The sequence below is a fragment of the Streptomyces seoulensis genome, assembly GCF_004328625.1.
Lineage (GTDB): Bacteria > Actinomycetota > Actinomycetes > Streptomycetales > Streptomycetaceae > Streptomyces > Streptomyces seoulensis.
This window is the reverse complement of record NZ_CP032229.1, coordinates 4,521,967-4,537,135: the sequence shown is the minus strand read 5'-3', so window position 1 is coordinate 4,537,135 and position 15,169 is coordinate 4,521,967. Positions and strand designations below refer to the sequence as shown.

Here is a 15,169-nt window from a genome sequence, read left to right as displayed (position 1 = left end):
GGACCGGGGTTCATACCGCCCCCGCCGTCAGCGCCGGTGTCAGGCCTGCTCGGCCTTGGGGGCCTCGGCCTCGACCTCGGCGGCAGCCTCTTCGACGGCCTCGGAGACCGGGGCGTCGGGCGCGGGGGCCTCGGCGGCGATCTCGACGGCCTCGGCGGCCTCGTCGGCCTTCTTCTCACCCTCGAGCAGGTCGCGCTCCCACTCGGCCAGCGGCTCGGCCGCGGCCTTCTCGCCCTTGTCACCGGTGGCGACGCGCGAGCGGGAGATGAGGCCCTCGGCGACGGCGTCGGCGATCACGCGGGTGAGCAGGGTGACGGAGCGGATCGCGTCGTCGTTGCCCGGGATCTTGTAGTCGACCTCGTCGGGGTCGCAGTTGGTGTCGAGGATGGCGACGACCGGGATGTTGAGCTTCCGGGCCTCGCCGACCGCGATGTGCTCCTTCTTGGTGTCCACGATCCAGACGGCGCTGGGCACCTTGGACATCTCGCGGATACCACCGAGGGTCTTCTCGAGCTTGGCCTTCTCGCGGGAGAGGACCAGCAGCTCCTTCTTGGTCAGACCGGAGGCGGCGACGTCGTCGAAGTCGATCTGCTCGAGCTCCTTGAGGCGCTGCAGACGCTTGTAGACGGTCGAGAAGTTGGTGAGCATGCCGCCCAGCCAGCGCTGGTTGACGTAGGGCATGCCGACGCGGGTGGCCTGCTCGGCGATGGCCTCCTGCGCCTGCTTCTTCGTGCCGACGAACATGACCGTGCCGCCGTGGGCGACGGTCTCCTTGACGAACTCGTAGGCGCGGTCGATGTACGACAGCGACTGGAGCAGGTCGATGATGTAGATGCCGTTGCGCTCGGTGAAGATGAAGCGCTTCATCTTCGGGTTCCAGCGACGGGTCTGGTGACCGAAGTGGACGCCGCTCTCCAGCAGCTCCCGCATCGTGACGACGGCCATGGCCATCTCCTTGAGATTCTCGGTTGTGCCGCGTCCGCCGGACGGCGGTCGCGCCTGACGCCCGCGGTGCGCCGTGCCGCGAAGGACCGAGGGGCGCTTGTACGAACCCTGTGACGGGCTTCGTACCGGGGCGTGCGAAGTCGACCCGGTGACCCGGATCGCCAGAAGAAGTGTACGTGACGGCCAGGGCACCGGGTGACGCCGCTGTCCACAACCGGCAGGTTGTCCACAGATCCCGCCAGGATCGGCCGGCGGACGGCAGGGTTCTCGCATGCGATCACTGGTGCGACACCTGCTCAACTGGGCCGTCCCGCCCATGCTGTTGACCTTCGCCGTGCTCACGCCCCTGGCGTGGGCGGAGCCGCCACCACCGGAGAAGCCTCCTGGTGAGCGGGTGCCCGCGCCGCCCCGGACCTGGCCGGTGGGGACGCGTCCGGCGGTGCTGCGGGGCTGGGAGCCGCCCGCCACCGTGTACGCCGCCGGGCACCGGGGCGTGGACCTGGCGGCGGCGCCGGGCGCCCCGGTGCGGGCGGTGGCGGCGGGCCGGGTGTCGTACGCGGGACGGGTCGCGGGCCGGGGCGTGGTCGCGGTGGCCCTGGCGGGCACGTCGCTGCGGACGACGTACGAGCCGGTGCGGGCCGAGGTGAAACAGGGCGCGGAGGTCCGGGCCGGGGAGGTGGTGGGGACGGTGGAGGGCACCGGGTCGCACTGCCCCGAGGCTTGTGTGCACTGGGGACTGCTGGACGGGGAGACCTATCTGAACCCGCTGGACCTGCTGCCACCGTGGCTGCTGCAGAGGGGGCCGTCCCGGCTGCTTCCGGTACTGGGGGTCCCGGTGCCGCCGGGCTAGGTCGTGTCCGGAAAGTGGCGCCGTCTGCCCGGAGGGCAGGGCTCGCGGCGTCTGGTGCGTGCGCTCGCAAGGCGGAGGGTCGCCCTCGTACTGGGCGTACGAGGACGATCCCGACAACGCCGCTGGGGGTCCCCCCTGCTCGCAGAGCTTGGGGGAGCGTGCCAGGCGCCGCGAGCCAGGCGCCACTTTCCGGACACGGCCTAGCCCCGGACGCCCCGCAGGGCCATGGCGACCGCCGCCTCGGTGATCGCGTCGGGGTGTTCGGCCGCCCCGAGTTCGATACGGCGCACGGCCGCGTCGACGACGCCCTGGAGCAGCATCGCGGCGAGCCGGGGCTCCTCGTGCCCGAGGCCGGCCAGCGCCTCGACGATCATCGCCACGAGCCCGCCGTGCGCGGCGCGGATCTTCTCCCGCGCGCCCGCGTCGAGTTCGCTCGCGGAGATCGCCACGACGGCCCGGTGGCGTCGGTCGCCGACCAGGGCGAGCTGGCGGCGCACATACGCCTCGACCTTGCCCTCGGCGGTGGGCGCGTCCGCCATCGCGGCCTCGACCTCCGCCGCCCAGACGGGGAAGTCGACCTCGCACAGCTCCTCGACCACGGCGGCGCGCGAGCGGAAGTACTCGTACACCGACGACCTGGCAAGACCGGTGCGCTCCGCGAGCGCGGGGAAGGTCAGCGCGTCCGTCCCGCCCTCGGACAGCAGGGAACGGGCCGCGTCCAGCAGGGCGGCTCGCTGCATCGACCGGTGCTCGGCCACGGAGGCCGCTCGAATCCTTGGCACGCCCCCCACTTTACGGACCGGCCGGAGAACACGGCAGGAGTCAGCGTCCGAAGCTCGCCAGCTTGGCCCGGAGCTGGAGCACCGACTTGGTGTGGATCTGGCTGACCCGGCTCTCGGTGACCCCGAGGACGTTGCCGATCTCGGCGAGGGTCAGCCCCTCGTAGTAGTAGAGCGTGACCACGGTCTTCTCACGGTCGGGCAGGGTGTTGATGGCCCGGGCCAGGAAGCGGCGCAGCTCCCGGTCCTCGGCCACCTCCACGGGGTTGTCGGCGGCGGTGTCCTCCAGGGTGTCCATGAGGCTGAGCCGGTCGCCGCCCTCACCGCCGACGTGCAGCAGCTCCTCCAGCGCGACCACGTTGGCCAGGGACAACTGGCTGAAGACCGCGTGCAGCTCCTCGACCTCGACGCCCAACTCGGTGGCGACCTCCTGCTCGCTCGGGGTCCGCCGCAGCTTGGCCTCCAGCGCCGCGTAGGCCCGCTCGTAGTTGCGCGCCTTCTGCCGGACCGAACGGGGAATCCAGTCCAGCGCCCGCAGTTCGTCGATCATGGCGCCGCGAATCCGGGTGATCGCGTACGTCTCGAACTTGATCTCGCGCTCGATGTCGAACTTCTCGATCGCGTCGATCAGCCCGAACACCCCGGAGGAGACGAAGTCGGCCTGCTCCACGTTGGGCGGCAGCCCGACGCTCACCCGGCCGGCCACGTACTTCACGAGCGGCGAGTAATGCAGGATGAGCTGCTCCCGGAGGCGCTCGTCCCCCGTCGCCTTGTACGACCGCCACAGCTCGTCGAGCGTCGAGGGAGCGGGCGGCCGCACGCTGCCGCCGTCGCGGGCGGCTGGGGGGGCCGCCGCCCGGTCGGAGCCGGAGGTGTGCTGGGGCATTCGTCGCCTAGTGCCGTTCTGCCGTGAAGTGCCGTGAACTGCCGTGCCGTGGGTGGGGGATGCGGGGTAGGTGCTGGATACCGGGTCGTCGGTGGGCGCGGGCCGCGCGAGAGGGTGCGGGCCGGCCCGTCCGCGCCCGAACTTTCGTGAGCGTAGCGTGACTGAGGAGTCGCGGTGTGCGAACAGTGGGGCGCCACCCGTGCGCGCACCCCTGTGCGACCCCGCTCCCCCGCGTCACCCGGTTCGCTCAGCGTGACCGGTTACGGGCGTCAACTCCGGTAAATCCCAAGGGCGTAGAGGATTCCCCCGGACGGCCGAACACCCTCGGTCAGGGCGGCTGCGGGTCTTTCCCGACCGGCAGCATCGCCTGGCGTGTCAACTTCCAGCCGTCGTCGTGTCGTTCGACATAGCCAAGCGCTCGAAGCTCGTACAGCCGGGCGACCGCCTCCTCGCGGGTGGTGCGGGCCTCACGGGCGATCTCCTCGGGCCCGGCCGGGCGGGCGGCGGGCAGGGCGGCGAGGACGGTGGCCGCGTCCGGGTCGAGCAGGTCGCGCGGGAGCACCGGGCCGCGGCGGGGCGGGGCCAGTTCACCGATGCCTCCGACGAGTTCGATCACGTCCGCCGCGTCGGTGACGAGCACCGCCTCCCCGCGCAGCAGCTCGTGCACCCCGGCGGAGCGCCCGCTGGTCACCGGACCGGGCACACCCATGGTGAACCTGCCGAGCCGCTGGGCGGCGCGGGCCGTGACCAGCGAGCCGCTGCGGCAGGCGGCCTCCACCACGACCGTGCCCCGGGTGAGCGCCGCGATCACCCGGTTACGGACGATGAAGCGGCTGGACGTCGGATGATCTCCCGGCGGCAACTCCCCGATCACCAGACCCTGTTGGGCGATCCGGTCGATCAGCGCGGCGTGTCCGCGCGGATACGCCTGATCCACCCCCGAGGCCAGCACGGCGACGGTCGCCCCGTCGGCCGCGAGGGCACCCCGGTGCGCGGCGCCGTCGACCCCGTAGGCCCCGCCGGAGACGACCACCCACCCTTGTTCGGCCAGCCCGGCGGCGAGAGTGGCGGCCACATGGGAGCCGTACTCGGTGCAGGCGCGGGCGCCCACGACGGCCACGGACCGCAGCGCCCACATCCGCAGCCCCGGCCGGCCGCGCACCCAGAGGCCCACCGGGCGTCCGTCGCCCAGGTCGTCGAGCTGGGCGGGCCACTCCGCGTCCCCCGGGCACACGAACCGCGCCCCGGTCTCCCGCGCGGCCGCCAGGTCCGCCGCCGGATCGGCACGCGCCGCCCGTGCCAGCAGTCCGCGCCAGCGGGTGCCGCTCACCCCCGGCAGGGGATCGCCGCCCTCCCTCAGCCGCCGCACCACCTCCGGCACCCCGAACAGCCGCAGCCACCGTCCGCCGACGTCGTCCCCGGGCTCGATGACCCGGGTGAGGAACACCCGCCCGGTCCGCTCCCCCTCCGGGCGCTCCCCCGTCATGCCAGGGCTCCGATGGCCATGGGGACGCCCCGTGGGACGCCGGTGCGCAGTTGCAGGGCGAGGGCCACGTCCCCGGCGTCCGGGCGGTCGTGTCCGACGAGGTCGGCGACGGTCCACGCGACCCGCAGCACCCGGTCGATACCGCGCGCGGTGAGCACGCCCCGCTCCAGATTGCGCTCGGCCTCGTCCATCGCCCCCGTGACGGCGTGGAAGCGGCTGCGCAGCTCCCGTCCTGACACCTCGCTGTTGGTGCCCCACGGGGTCCCGGCCAGCCGGGCCGCCGCCCGCTGCCGCGCCTCGCGCACCCGGTCGGCCACGGTCGCGGTGGACTCGCCGCGCGCACCGGGGTCGGTCAGCTGGGCCCGGGTCACCGGATCGACCTCGACCCGCAGGTCCACCCGGTCCAGCAGCGGGCCGGAGAGCCGGGACTGGTAGCGCCGGATCGCCGAGGGCGGGCAGTCGCACAGGGAGTCGCGCTGGGAGAAACGCCCGCACGGGCAGGGGTTGGCCGCGAGCACCATCAGGAACCGCGCCGGGAACCGCACCACGCCAGCACTGCGCGCGATCACCACGTGCCCGGACTCCAGCGGCTGGCGCAGCGCGTCCAGTGTCTGGCTGTGGAACTCGGGCGCCTCGTCCAGGAAGAGGACGCCCCGGTGGGCCAGGGAGACGGCGCCGGGCCGGGCGATGCCGGGGCCGCCGCCGACCAGGGACTGCATGGTGGCCGAGTGGTGCGGGGCGCAGTAGGGCGCCACGTCGATGAGCGGCTTGCCCGGTGGGAGCAGCCCGGCCACCGAGTGCACGGCGGTGACCTCCAGGGAGTCCTGCCGGGTCAGCCGGGGCAGTACGGCGGGGAGCCGTTCGGCGAGCATCGTCTTGCCGGCGCCCGGTGGGCCTTCCAGGAAGAGATGGTGGCCGCCGGCCGCGGCCACCTCCACGGCGGTGCGGGCCGAGGTCTGGCCCACCACGTCGGCCAGGTCGTGGCCCTGGTCGTGCTGGGCTGCCCCGGCGCTGTGCATGCCGGTGGCCGAGCCGGTGCCGGGCATCCGGAGCCCGGCGAGGAGCGGATCGGGGCGCCCCGGCGCGTCCGGCTCCTCCTCGGGCACCGGCTCGTCCGCGAGGACGGCGATGAGCTGGCGCAGGCTGCGTACGCCCAGTACGGACACCCCGGGCACCAGCGCGGCCTCGGCCGCGGCGCACTCCGGGACGACGACCTGGGTGTACCCGGCGTCGGCGGCGGCCAGCACGGCGGGCAGGATGCCCCGGACCGGGCGGACCCGGCCGTCGAGGCCGAGTTCGCCGATCATGACGATGTCGGCGAGCACCCGGGGGTCGATGCGTTCGGCCGCGCCGAGGACGGCGCTCGCTACCGCGAGATCAAATCCAGAGCCGGCCTTGGGTACCGAGGCGGGGCTCAGTCCCACGGTGAGCTTCTTCTGCGGCCACTCGCCGCCGGAGTTCACCACGGCGGCCCGGACCCGGTCCCGGCTCTCCGTCAGGCTCTTGTCCGGCAGCCCCACCAGGGTGAAGGCGGCCACTCCGGGCTCCAGGTCGGCCTGGACCTCGACGAGGACACCCTCGACTCCGACCAGGGCCACCGAGCAGGTACGGGCGAATCCCATCTAGGCCACCCCCCGCGCATGCTCCACGGTGGGCGCCCCGCGCCGGGGCAGCAGCACCCCGACCAGATCGACCCGGACCCCGTCCGGCGGCGCTCCGCCGTGCGTATGCGCCCATCGCTCGGCCAGGTCCAGCAGCCGCCGGGCCTTCTCGGGCGTGACGGCGGCCATCGGGTGCTGGAACTCCCCGCCCCGCCGGGTCTTCACCTCGCAGACGACCAGCGTGCCGCCGTCCCACGCCACGATGTCGATCTCTCCCGAGCGTCCGCAGCGCCAGTTGCGCTCCAGGATGCTCATCCCGGCCTCGGTCAGCCGCCGCGCGGCCAGATCCTCGCCGTACCTGCCCAGTCCACTGCGTGCCTTGTCCATGTCGGCACCACCTCCGGCACCCACGGTGACGGGGCGCGCAGGAAGAAGTGGATCTTGGTGGACGGAGACGGGTTTGTGGATATCTCCGCCACCCGTGTGAGTGACCTACCCCCCGCTCACCAGCCGGGACCAGCCGCCACCAGCGGGAATCACCCGCTCGGCAACTCCAGATCGCTCTTGTTCAGCTCCTCGATGTTCACGTCCTTGAACGTCAACACCCGAACCTGCTTGACGAACCGTGCCGGGCGGTACATGTCCCACACCCAGGCGTCGGCCATCGACACCTCGAAGAACACCTCACCCTGGACCGAGTGCACCTGCATCTCGTAGTCGTTGGTGAGGTAGAAGCGCCGTTCCGTCTCGATCACGTATTTGAACAGACCGACGACGTCTCGGTACTCCCGGTAGAGCTTCAGCTCCATCTCGGTCTCGTACTTCTCGAGGTCCTCGGCGCTCATGGCAGCTTCCCCTTCAGCCGTGCGATCCCCCCATTGTGCGCCAGTCCGGCGAACCCTCAGACGATTTCCGTGTCGAGGGTCACGGGTGTGGCCGGGGGACCCTCGTCGAGCAGCGTGCGCAGCAGCCCGGCGAGCCTGGTCGGATACACCGTCTCATGCGCCCGCTCTAGTTCCCGGCACGTCCACCAGCGCGCTCCGGACACGCTGCGCCGCTCCAGCTCGGTCAGCCCCAGAGCGGCCGTCGCCGTCTGGCTCGTACGGGCCAGGTAGTACCACTCGTCCTGGTCCCAGCGGCGCCCGGCGAACGGGAAGGAGCACCGGCGGCGCCACAGCACCGGGCCCAGGTCGACCTCGGTGATGCCGGTCTCCTCGGCCAGTTCGCGGAGCGCGGCCTCCTCACGGGTCTCGGCGCCCTCCAGCCCGCCGCCGGGGGTGAACCACCAGTCGTCGGCCGGGTTGTCCGGCTCGTGCCCGTGCAGCAGCAGGACGCGGTCGGCGGGGTCGAGCAGCACCACACGGGCGACCTTCCGCAGCCCGCCCGTGTAGGTGTCCTCATCCCGCATGGACGGGCTCCGCGCTGCCCCGGGCGCGGGAACGGCCCACGCGCGCCGCGATCGGACCGTAGGCGGCACCTCCCAGGACCAGCACCGCGCCGGCGACGATCATCACCTCGATCAGCGGCAGCGGACCCGGCTCCGACAGCGTGCCCAGCGCCTCGAACCCGGCCGGCCGGGCCAGCATGCCCCGCATCGGCCAGACCACGGAGTCCACGCGGGCGTGCACCGCACCGCTGCTCACCGTGCCCTCGGCGGCGTCGGTGAGGTGGGCGGTGGAGTCCAGCGAGCCCTGGCGTTCGTCGCCGAGCAGGAAGAGGCGGCCCTTGGGCACGGTCACCGTCGGGAAGCCCTTGACCTCGGCCGGGGTGCCCTTGGGCAGATAGGGCTCGTCGACCGGCTTGCCGTTGACGCTCAGCTTGCCGTCGGTGCAGCAGGCGACGGTGTCCCCACCGACCGCGACCACCCGCTTGACCACGTCGGCACCGGTCACCCAGGTCTTGTCGCTGAACACCACCACGTCACCCCGGCGCACGTCCGCGCCGTCGACCCGCTGGGCCAGCACCCGGTCCCCGGCGTCGATGGTCGGGGTCATCGAGCTGGTCGGCACCGTGTAGGGCCGGTAGGTCACCGCGGCCCAGCCGAAGCCGGCCAGGAAGAGCAGCAGGCCCAGGGCCACCGCCACGCCGGACAGTTTCCCGCCGAGGCCACCCCTGGACCCCGCGGACTCCACGCCGTGGGCACTTGCCATGTCGTCTCCCGGTCCCCTCCGCCGGGATCACCCGGCCTGCCACGATCCGCCTTTGGTAGCACACCGGGCCGGAAAGCCGCGAGGGCGGTGTCCCCCGGTGACCGGTTCTTCACCGGGTCTTCGGGAAACACCGCCCTCGGCGGCATCCGTACCTCGCGCGTGAAAGCGCGACTCACACCTCAGCGTGGCTCACGCCTCGCGCGCGGCCTCCGCGGCGGCGGGACGAGCCGCCCTGCGGCGACGCCACACCGCGACCGGCACCACGAGCGCGACCGCTCCGGCGCCCGGCGCGTACGGCAGCGAGGCGGCGGCGGAGCTCTGCTTGTCCAGGCCCGGCTGGTCGAAGGTGTCCGGGATCGGCAGGGTGCCCCAGCGGTTGATGGGCCACGCCTTCACGATCGCGCGTCCCACGACGTCCTTGACCGGCACCATGCCGTGGTTCTCGTCGGTCTGGTTGTACCGCGAGTCCCGCGAGTTCTGGCGGTGGTCGCCCATCACCCAGATGTAGCCCTTGGGCACCTTGACCTTGAACTGGCCGCCCTGGTCGTCCACGCTGCACGGCGTGTTGCCGGGGTAGACGTACGGCTCGTCCAGCGCCTTGCCGTTGACCTTCAGCGGGGCGCTGCCCTCGCACTCGACCGTGTCGCCGCCGACCCCGATCACACGCTTGATCAGGTCCTTCTCCTCGGCGGACGGCATCAGGCCGATCCAGCTCAGCCCCTTCTGCACCGCGTTCTGCTCCGGCGTCGGCTCGCCCGCCAGCCACTGGCCGGGGTCGTGGAAGACGACGACCTCGCCGCGCTCGGGCTTCGAGCCGAACCAGGGGGTGAGCTTGTCCACCAGGACGCGGTCACCCTGCTGGAGGGTGTTCTGCATCGAGTCGGAGGGGATCGAGAACGCCTGCACCAGGAACGTCTTGATCAGCAGGGCCAGCACCAGCGCGATGCCGACCAGGATCGGCAGTTCCTTCCAGAACGAGCGCTGCTTCTCCGGCCGGCGCGCGGCACCGCCGCTGCCGCCGCCCTCGTCGGTCCGGGGGGGCTGCCCGGGCGGGGTGCCGTCACCGGCCGCCGCGAAGCCGTTCCCGGAGTGCACGGCGCCGTCCGGGGCCGAGGCGTCGGACCCCACGGGGTGCCCGCGGTGCTCCTCGCCGTCGTGCCCCGACCGTGCGCCAACCGCCACATCCCCCACGCCAACTCCTTACTCTGTGCCGCCGCCTGCCCCATGCACGGTGCAGGCCCACCACTCCCATAACGAGCGGGAGTTCCGCAGGGGTCGGGAGCTGGGTCAGTCCGTTCGGATCGTAGGGGGCAACCCTATGCGACGGGGCACCGGCCGCACTCGCCCCGGACGCCGCGTCGGTGACGCTTGCGAAGGTTTTAGGTTGCTCCAGGCGCGTCCAGTGCGCGAAGGGCCAGCCGATGAACATCGCCCGGCCGACGACCGACTCCTCGGAGACGGTCCCGCCGTAGGCGAGGTTCTGGTGATAGCGGGAGTCGGCCGAGTTGCCCCGGTGGTCGCCCATCACCCACAGGCGGCCCTTGGGCACCGTGATGTCGAAGGAGGTCGCGGAGGGGGCGTTGCCGGGATAGATGTAGGCGCCCTCGGTGAGCGGGACGCCGTTGACCGTGACCCGGCCCTCGGCGTCGCAGCACTTCACCCGGTCGCCGCCGACCCCGATGACCCGCTTGATCAGGTCCTTCTCGTTGTCCGAGGGGAGCAGGCCGATGAAGGTCAGCCCCTCCTTCACCTGCTTGACCACGACCGGGTCGTTCTTCTTCGGCGTCTCCTCGCCGGTCAGCCAGCCGCCCGGATCGTGGAACACCACCACGTCACCACGGGCCGGCCGGGAGCCGAACCAGGGGGTGAACTTGTCGACCAGGACCCGGTCGCCGATCCGGATCGTCTGCTCCATCGAGCCCGACGGGATCACGAACGCCTGCACCAGGAAGGTCTTCAGCACCAGCGCGATCAGCACCGCGACCCCTAGCAGCAGCGGGATCTCCCGTACCGCCGAACGTCTGCGTTTGCGCTTCACCTTGCGCTGGAGCTTGCGCCGCTCCGCCCGCGAACGGCCGGCGCTCGGCCGGGACGTGCGGCGGGCGCCGGTGGGCAGCGGATTGTCGGCGGCCGCGCCGGTGACTCCGCGCGGCCTAGCCCGGTTACCCATGCGCGGCCTCCGCGGCAGGTACGTGCGCGTAGGCGCGGGGGCGCTCGATGCGCGTCCAGTGGCCGTACGGCCAGGCGATCCAGTCGGCGCGGCCCACCACGTCCTTCACCGGGACCATGCCGCCGCCGGGCGAGCCGAGGTGGTCACGGGAGTCGCTGGAGCGGGCACGGTGGTCACCGAGCAGGAAGAGGCGGCCGTCGGGCACCACCACGTCATAGGGCACGTCGGACGGGCTGTCCCCCGGGTGGAGGAATCCCGTCTCGTCGACCGGGCGGCCGTTCACCTCGGTCCTCCCCTCCCTGTCGCAGCAGACCACATGGTCGCCTCCCACCCCTACAACGCGCTTGACGTAGTCGGCGTGCCCGAAGTAGTCGGTCCCGTCGAACACCACCACGTCACCGCGGCGCGGACGGGCACCGAAACGGTACGCCAACTTGTTTACGAGTACGCGGTCCCCGACCCTCAATCCGGGCTCCATGGAACCGCTCGGAATCTCGAACGGCCGCACCACGAACGTGCTCAGGAGCAGCAGGAAGACGAGGCAGGTGAGGAGGGCCAGGGTGAACCGGCCGCCCGGCACGCGCTCGGCGAGCGGGGCCAACGCGAAACGCGACCGGCCCCGCGTACCCGGTGTACCGGGTGGGCGGGAACGGTCGCGTTCGGCGGGCTGTGCTTCGGTGTCCATCGGGGCCAGATGCTATCCGGCCCCGTCGGACTGAAGGACAGGCGCTCAGTTGTCGCGCTTCTCCTTGATCTTCGCGGCCTTGCCGCGCAGCTCACGGAGGTAGTACAGCTTGGCGCGGCGCACGTCACCGCGGGTGACGAGCTCGATCTTCTCGACGATCGGGGTGTGCACCGGGAAGGTACGCTCCACGCCGACGGAGAAGGAGACCTTGCGGACCGTGAAGGTCTCGCGGACGCCCGCACCCTGGCGGCGGATCACGACGCCCTTGAACTGCTGCACACGCGAGCGGTTGCCCTCGATGACGCGGACGTGCACGTTGACGGTGTCACCCGGGCGGAAGGCCGGGACGTCGGTGCGCAGCGACGCGGAGTCGACGGTGTCGAGCAGGTGAGACATTTCGTCTGCTTTCTTCGCTGATGCCACAGGTCATCAACGGAACTAGATGTTCGAAGAGGTCGGCCGTGCGGGTCGGAACGGGCGTCGTGTCCCCCTGTGGCAGGGGCGCACGCCGGACGGACGCACAACAGCGCCCTATTGTTCCACGCCCTCGCTCCTGCGCCAAAATCGCCCGGACGAGTGGCCCTCCGGGTCCGGGGACCAGCCCAGGATGGAGAGCATCTCCCGGTCCTTCTTGTCGAGCGTCGCGGGGTCGCAGCGCTCGATCAGGTCGGGCCGGTTGGCGGTGGTGCGGCGCATCGCCTCGTCCCGCCGCCAGCGGGCGATCTTGCCATGGTGGCCGCTGAGCAGCACGTCCGGGATGCCGTGGCCCCGCCACTCGGGCGGCTTGGTGTAGACCGGGCCCTCCAGGAGGTTGGCCATCGCGCCGGGCGCGAAGGAGTCGTCCCGGTGCGACTCGGCGTTGCCGAGCACGCCGGGCAGCAGCCGCGCCACCGCCTCGGTGATCACCAGGACGGCCGCCTCGCCGCCCGCGAGGACGTAGTCCCCGATGGACACCTCGTAGACCGGCATCCGGGTCGCGTACTCGTCCATGACCCGGCGGTCGATGCCCTCGTAGCGGGCCGGGGTGAAGACCAGCCAGGGGCGTTCCGACAGCTCGACGGCGAGTTCCTGGGTGAAGGGACGGCCGCTCGGGGTCGGCACGATCAGGGCGGGGCTGTGCGCGCCCACCTCGTAGCCGTCCGCCAGCGCGCTGTCCAGGGCGTCGCCCCAGGGCTCGGTCTTCATGACCATGCCGGGGCCGCCGCCGTAGGGGGTGTCGTCGACCGTGTTGTGCCGGTCGTAGGTCCAGGAGCGCAGGTCGTGGACGTTCACGTCGAGCCGGCCGCGCGCGCGGGCCTTGCCGACCAGGGAGACGTTCAGCGGTTCCAGGTACTCCGGGAAGATCGTGACGACGTCGAGCCTCATGCGCCCTCGTCCTCGTCGCGCGCGGAAGCGATCTCGGCGCGGTCGTCGATCAGGCCGGGCGGCGGCGTGATGACCGCGCGCTGCTCGTCCAGGTCGATCTCGCTGACGATCTCCTCCACGAACGGGATCAGTACCTCGCTGCCGTCCGGGCGCTCCACGATGAAGAGGTCCTGGGAGGGCAGGTGGGAGATCTCCGTGATCCGGCCCACCTCCGTGCCGTCCTCGGTGACCACGTCGAGGTCGATGAGCTGATGGTCGTAGTACTCGTCCTCGTCCTCCGGCATCTCCTCCGGATCGACGTCGGCGATCAGCAGCGTGTTGCGCAGCGCCTCGGCGCCGGTGCGGTCGTTGACGCCCTCGAAACGCAGGAGGAGACGGCCGCTGTGCACGCGGCCGGTGGCGATGGTGAGCGGCCCACTGGACGCCGGGTCGGTGGCCAGGACGGCGCCCGGCGCGAGCCGGGACTCCGGCTCGTCGGTCCGCACCTCGACGGTGACCTCACCCTTGATGCCATGAGCACGGCCGATGCGTGCGACTACCAACTGCACGAGTACAGATCTCCTGTCATACGACTGCGGGCCGGGGACGGCCCAGTGGCCCTCCCCGGCCCGAGCCGGTTGCTATGAAGCGTCAGCGGACGTGGTCCACGTCGACGAGGTCGACACGGACACCGCGGCCGCCGATGGCGCCCACGACGGTACGCAGAGCGCGCGCGGTGCGGCCGTTACGGCCGATCACCTTACCGAGGTCGTCGGGATGCACCCGGACCTCCAGCACGCGCCCGCGGCGCAGGTCACGCGAGGCGACCTGCACATCGTCGGGGTTGTCGACGATGCCCTTCACGAGGTGCTCAAGCGCCTCTTCGAGCATGCTGCTCAGGCCTCGGTCGACTCGGCGGACTCAGCGGCCGCCTCGTCCTTCTTCTCAGCCTTCTTCTTCTGGGTGATGGCCTCACCCTTGTTGTCGTCGTCGGAGCCGAGGCCCTCGAACGACGGACGCTCGGCCTTCGGCGCGGCCACGAGGAGCGGCGCGGGGGCCGGCTCGCCCTTGAACTTCTGCCAGTCGCCGGTCTTCTTCAGAATGGCGAGCACCGGCTCGGTCGGCTGCGCACCGACACCCAGCCAGTAGGCGACGCGGTCGGCGTCCACCTCCATGACCGAGGGGTTGTACGTCGGGTGGTACTTGCCGATCTCCTCGATGGCCCGGCCGTCACGGCGGGTACGGGAGTCGGCGACGACGATGCGGTAGTGAGGCGAACGGATCTTGCCCAGACGCTTCAGCTTGATCTTGACTGCCACGGGAGTGAGTTCTCCTGGATTGACGTGTTGGGCACGGCGGAGTTGCCGCGTGGGGTTGCGGTACCCGAGTGCCCGATGGACGCGTCAGCCGGAGGAGAGAGGGGTCCTGTGCGACTGTCGAGTACAGCTAGCCATTGTGCCACACCCTGCGGGGCACTCCGGGACGGGGTCGGCGATCCTGGGCATGCCTGAGTGAGGCCCGGCGCCACGTCGGCGCCCACCCGCACGACGGAGGAAAGCTGATCCGTACGGCTGCCACGAGCAGCCGTCTTGTCAGCTCGCCGCCGCCACGGCCTCCGGGATGCGGAACGGTTTGCCGCAGCCGCCGCACATGATCGGCGCCTGCGCCAGGACCGAGGGGACCACCCGGACGTTGCGCCCGCAGTCGCAGACCGCCTTGACCCGGACCCCGCCTCCGGAGGAGCCGTGCCGGGCGGCCGGACCCCGGAAGGTGCGCGAGGTGTCGGCGGAGGTGGCCACCGTGTGCGCCTTCAGCGCCCGCTGCAGCCGGTCGATGGTCGGACGGTAGCGCCGCTTGGCCTCGGGGTTGAGCGTGACCAGCGAGAACCCGCTGCTGGGATGCGGCTCCTCGGGGTGGTCCAGGCCCAGCTCCTCGGCGACGGCGAGGAAACGGCGGTTGTGGTAGCGGCCGGCCCGCGAGGTGTCACGCACCCCGCGGGAGGCGGCGATGCCGTGCACCGCCTCGTGCAGCAGCCGCTCGAAGGAGAGCTCGTGCCCGCACGCGGACGACGACTCCCCGATCAGTGATTCCGGTGCGGCGAGGTCGGGCAGCTCGGGGTGGTACCGCTGAATGTCGGCCCACGCCTGCGCCAGCTCCGCGGCGAGAACAGGTGGTGTCTGTGTCGTGCTCACGTAATGACAACGAGCGGGGGTACCGCTGTGTTCCTATTCCGGGGCATCTCAAATAATTTGCACCTACCCGTCAGTTGTCGC

The 15,169-nt window shown here is 71.7% G+C and carries 19 protein-coding genes; 1 reads left to right on the top strand and 18 read right to left on the bottom strand.

Annotation, left to right across the window (positions count from 1 at the left end; genetic code table 11):
• Positions 1-39: 39 nt before the first annotated feature.
• Positions 40-945 carry a 30S ribosomal protein S2 gene (gene rpsB / locus D0Z67_RS21170; protein ID WP_031183702.1) on the bottom strand — a complete coding sequence of 302 codons (906 nt, stop codon included), beginning with the start codon at positions 943-945 and terminating at the stop codon, positions 40-42.
• 271 nt (positions 946-1,216) lie between these two features.
• On the opposite strand from rpsB, the gene D0Z67_RS21165 reads away from it, so the two are divergent.
• Positions 1,217-1,795 carry a M23 family metallopeptidase gene (locus D0Z67_RS21165; RefSeq protein WP_244942371.1) on the top strand — a complete coding sequence of 193 codons (579 nt, stop codon included), beginning with the start codon at positions 1,217-1,219 and terminating at the stop codon, positions 1,793-1,795.
• A 200-nt stretch (positions 1,796-1,995) separates the two neighbouring features.
• On the opposite strand, the gene D0Z67_RS21160 is transcribed toward D0Z67_RS21165, so the two are convergent.
• The 17 genes from D0Z67_RS21160 to D0Z67_RS21080 all read right to left on the bottom strand — a co-directional run bounded on the left by D0Z67_RS21160 (position 1,996) and on the right by D0Z67_RS21080 (position 15,088).
• Positions 1,996-2,553 (bottom strand): TetR/AcrR family transcriptional regulator, encoded by a 558-nt coding sequence (locus D0Z67_RS21160; RefSeq protein WP_031183701.1) that lies wholly within the window; start codon positions 2,551-2,553, stop codon positions 1,996-1,998.
• Between the two features lie 64 nt (positions 2,554-2,617).
• Complete coding sequence (gene whiG / locus D0Z67_RS21155; RefSeq protein ID WP_031183700.1) at positions 2,618-3,460, bottom strand: RNA polymerase sigma factor WhiG; 843 nt, start codon at positions 3,458-3,460, stop codon at positions 2,618-2,620.
• A 328-nt stretch (positions 3,461-3,788) separates the two neighbouring features.
• Positions 3,789-4,946, bottom strand: a complete 1,158-nt coding sequence (gene dprA, locus D0Z67_RS21150; protein ID WP_031183699.1) for a DNA-processing protein DprA — start codon at positions 4,944-4,946, stop codon at positions 3,789-3,791.
• A complete protein-coding gene (locus tag D0Z67_RS21145) occupies positions 4,943-6,568 on the bottom strand; it encodes a YifB family Mg chelatase-like AAA ATPase (protein WP_031183698.1) in 1,626 nt (541 codons plus the stop codon). The genes dprA and D0Z67_RS21145 overlap by 4 nt, the downstream gene beginning before the upstream one ends.
• A complete protein-coding gene (locus tag D0Z67_RS21140) occupies positions 6,569-6,934 on the bottom strand; it encodes a YraN family protein (protein WP_031183697.1) in 366 nt (121 codons plus the stop codon). It abuts the gene before it with no gap.
• A 149-nt stretch (positions 6,935-7,083) separates the two neighbouring features.
• Positions 7,084-7,392 carry a DUF2469 domain-containing protein gene (locus D0Z67_RS21135; protein ID WP_003993268.1) on the bottom strand — a complete coding sequence of 103 codons (309 nt, stop codon included), beginning with the start codon at positions 7,390-7,392 and terminating at the stop codon, positions 7,084-7,086.
• 56 nt (positions 7,393-7,448) lie between these two features.
• The gene (locus tag D0Z67_RS21130) at positions 7,449-7,955 is read right to left on the bottom strand and encodes an NUDIX hydrolase (RefSeq protein ID WP_031183696.1); all 507 of its coding nucleotides are present in this window, start codon (positions 7,953-7,955) and stop codon (positions 7,449-7,451) included.
• Complete coding sequence (lepB, locus tag D0Z67_RS21125) at positions 7,945-8,697, bottom strand: signal peptidase I (protein WP_031183695.1); 753 nt, start codon at positions 8,695-8,697, stop codon at positions 7,945-7,947. The genes D0Z67_RS21130 and lepB (D0Z67_RS21125) overlap by 11 nt, the downstream gene beginning before the upstream one ends.
• Positions 8,698-8,886: 189 nt before the next feature.
• A complete protein-coding gene (gene lepB, locus D0Z67_RS21120) occupies positions 8,887-9,792 on the bottom strand; it encodes a signal peptidase I (RefSeq protein ID WP_234312917.1) in 906 nt (301 codons plus the stop codon).
• The gene (lepB, locus tag D0Z67_RS21115; protein ID WP_031183693.1) at positions 9,758-10,867 is read right to left on the bottom strand and encodes a signal peptidase I; all 1,110 of its coding nucleotides are present in this window, start codon (positions 10,865-10,867) and stop codon (positions 9,758-9,760) included. Before lepB (D0Z67_RS21115) ends, lepB (D0Z67_RS21120) begins: the two co-directional genes overlap by 35 nt.
• Positions 10,860-11,552, bottom strand: a complete 693-nt coding sequence (gene lepB / locus D0Z67_RS21110) for a signal peptidase I (protein ID WP_031183692.1) — start codon at positions 11,550-11,552, stop codon at positions 10,860-10,862. Before lepB (D0Z67_RS21110) ends, lepB (D0Z67_RS21115) begins: the two co-directional genes overlap by 8 nt.
• Before the next feature lie 45 nt (positions 11,553-11,597).
• A complete protein-coding gene (gene rplS, locus D0Z67_RS21105; RefSeq protein WP_007493339.1) occupies positions 11,598-11,948 on the bottom strand; it encodes a 50S ribosomal protein L19 in 351 nt (116 codons plus the stop codon).
• 135 nt (positions 11,949-12,083) lie between these two features.
• A complete protein-coding gene (trmD, locus tag D0Z67_RS21100) occupies positions 12,084-12,917 on the bottom strand; it encodes a tRNA (guanosine(37)-N1)-methyltransferase TrmD (protein WP_031183691.1) in 834 nt (277 codons plus the stop codon).
• Positions 12,914-13,465 carry a ribosome maturation factor RimM gene (gene rimM, locus D0Z67_RS21095; protein WP_031183690.1) on the bottom strand — a complete coding sequence of 184 codons (552 nt, stop codon included), beginning with the start codon at positions 13,463-13,465 and terminating at the stop codon, positions 12,914-12,916. Before rimM ends, trmD begins: the two co-directional genes overlap by 4 nt.
• An 82-nt stretch (positions 13,466-13,547) precedes the next feature.
• Positions 13,548-13,787 (bottom strand): RNA-binding protein, encoded by a 240-nt coding sequence (locus D0Z67_RS21090; RefSeq protein WP_005479813.1) that lies wholly within the window; start codon positions 13,785-13,787, stop codon positions 13,548-13,550.
• A 5-nt stretch (positions 13,788-13,792) separates the two neighbouring features.
• The gene (gene rpsP / locus D0Z67_RS21085; RefSeq protein ID WP_031183689.1) at positions 13,793-14,215 is read right to left on the bottom strand and encodes a 30S ribosomal protein S16; all 423 of its coding nucleotides are present in this window, start codon (positions 14,213-14,215) and stop codon (positions 13,793-13,795) included.
• Between the two features lie 273 nt (positions 14,216-14,488).
• Entirely contained in the window at positions 14,489-15,088 is a 600-nt protein-coding gene (locus tag D0Z67_RS21080) for a hypothetical protein (protein ID WP_030808564.1), read from the bottom strand.
• Positions 15,089-15,169 lie beyond the last annotated feature (81 nt).

Coding starts and splice junctions, on each gene's coding strand:
- rpsB (WP_031183702.1), bottom strand. CDS start 945: ATGGCCGTCGTCACGATGCGGGAGCTGCTGGAGAGCGGCGTCCACTTC.
- D0Z67_RS21165 (WP_244942371.1), top strand. CDS start 1,217: ATGCGATCACTGGTGCGACACCTGCTCAACTGGGCCGTCCCGCCCATG.
- whiG (WP_031183700.1), bottom strand. CDS start 3,460: ATGCCCCAGCACACCTCCGGCTCCGACCGGGCGGCGGCCCCCCCAGCC.
- dprA (WP_031183699.1), bottom strand. CDS start 4,946: ATGACGGGGGAGCGCCCGGAGGGGGAGCGGACCGGGCGGGTGTTCCTC.
- D0Z67_RS21145 (WP_031183698.1), bottom strand. CDS start 6,568: ATGGGATTCGCCCGTACCTGCTCGGTGGCCCTGGTCGGAGTCGAGGGT.
- D0Z67_RS21140 (WP_031183697.1), bottom strand. CDS start 6,934: ATGGACAAGGCACGCAGTGGACTGGGCAGGTACGGCGAGGATCTGGCC.
- D0Z67_RS21135 (WP_003993268.1), bottom strand. CDS start 7,392: ATGAGCGCCGAGGACCTCGAGAAGTACGAGACCGAGATGGAGCTGAAG.
- D0Z67_RS21130 (WP_031183696.1), bottom strand. CDS start 7,955: ATGCGGGATGAGGACACCTACACGGGCGGGCTGCGGAAGGTCGCCCGT.
- lepB (WP_031183695.1), bottom strand. CDS start 8,697: ATGGCAAGTGCCCACGGCGTGGAGTCCGCGGGGTCCAGGGGTGGCCTC.
- lepB (WP_031183693.1), bottom strand. CDS start 10,867: ATGGGTAACCGGGCTAGGCCGCGCGGAGTCACCGGCGCGGCCGCCGAC.
- lepB (WP_031183692.1), bottom strand. CDS start 11,552: ATGGACACCGAAGCACAGCCCGCCGAACGCGACCGTTCCCGCCCACCC.
- rplS (WP_007493339.1), bottom strand. CDS start 11,948: ATGTCTCACCTGCTCGACACCGTCGACTCCGCGTCGCTGCGCACCGAC.
- trmD (WP_031183691.1), bottom strand. CDS start 12,917: ATGAGGCTCGACGTCGTCACGATCTTCCCGGAGTACCTGGAACCGCTG.
- D0Z67_RS21090 (WP_005479813.1), bottom strand. CDS start 13,787: ATGCTCGAAGAGGCGCTTGAGCACCTCGTGAAGGGCATCGTCGACAAC.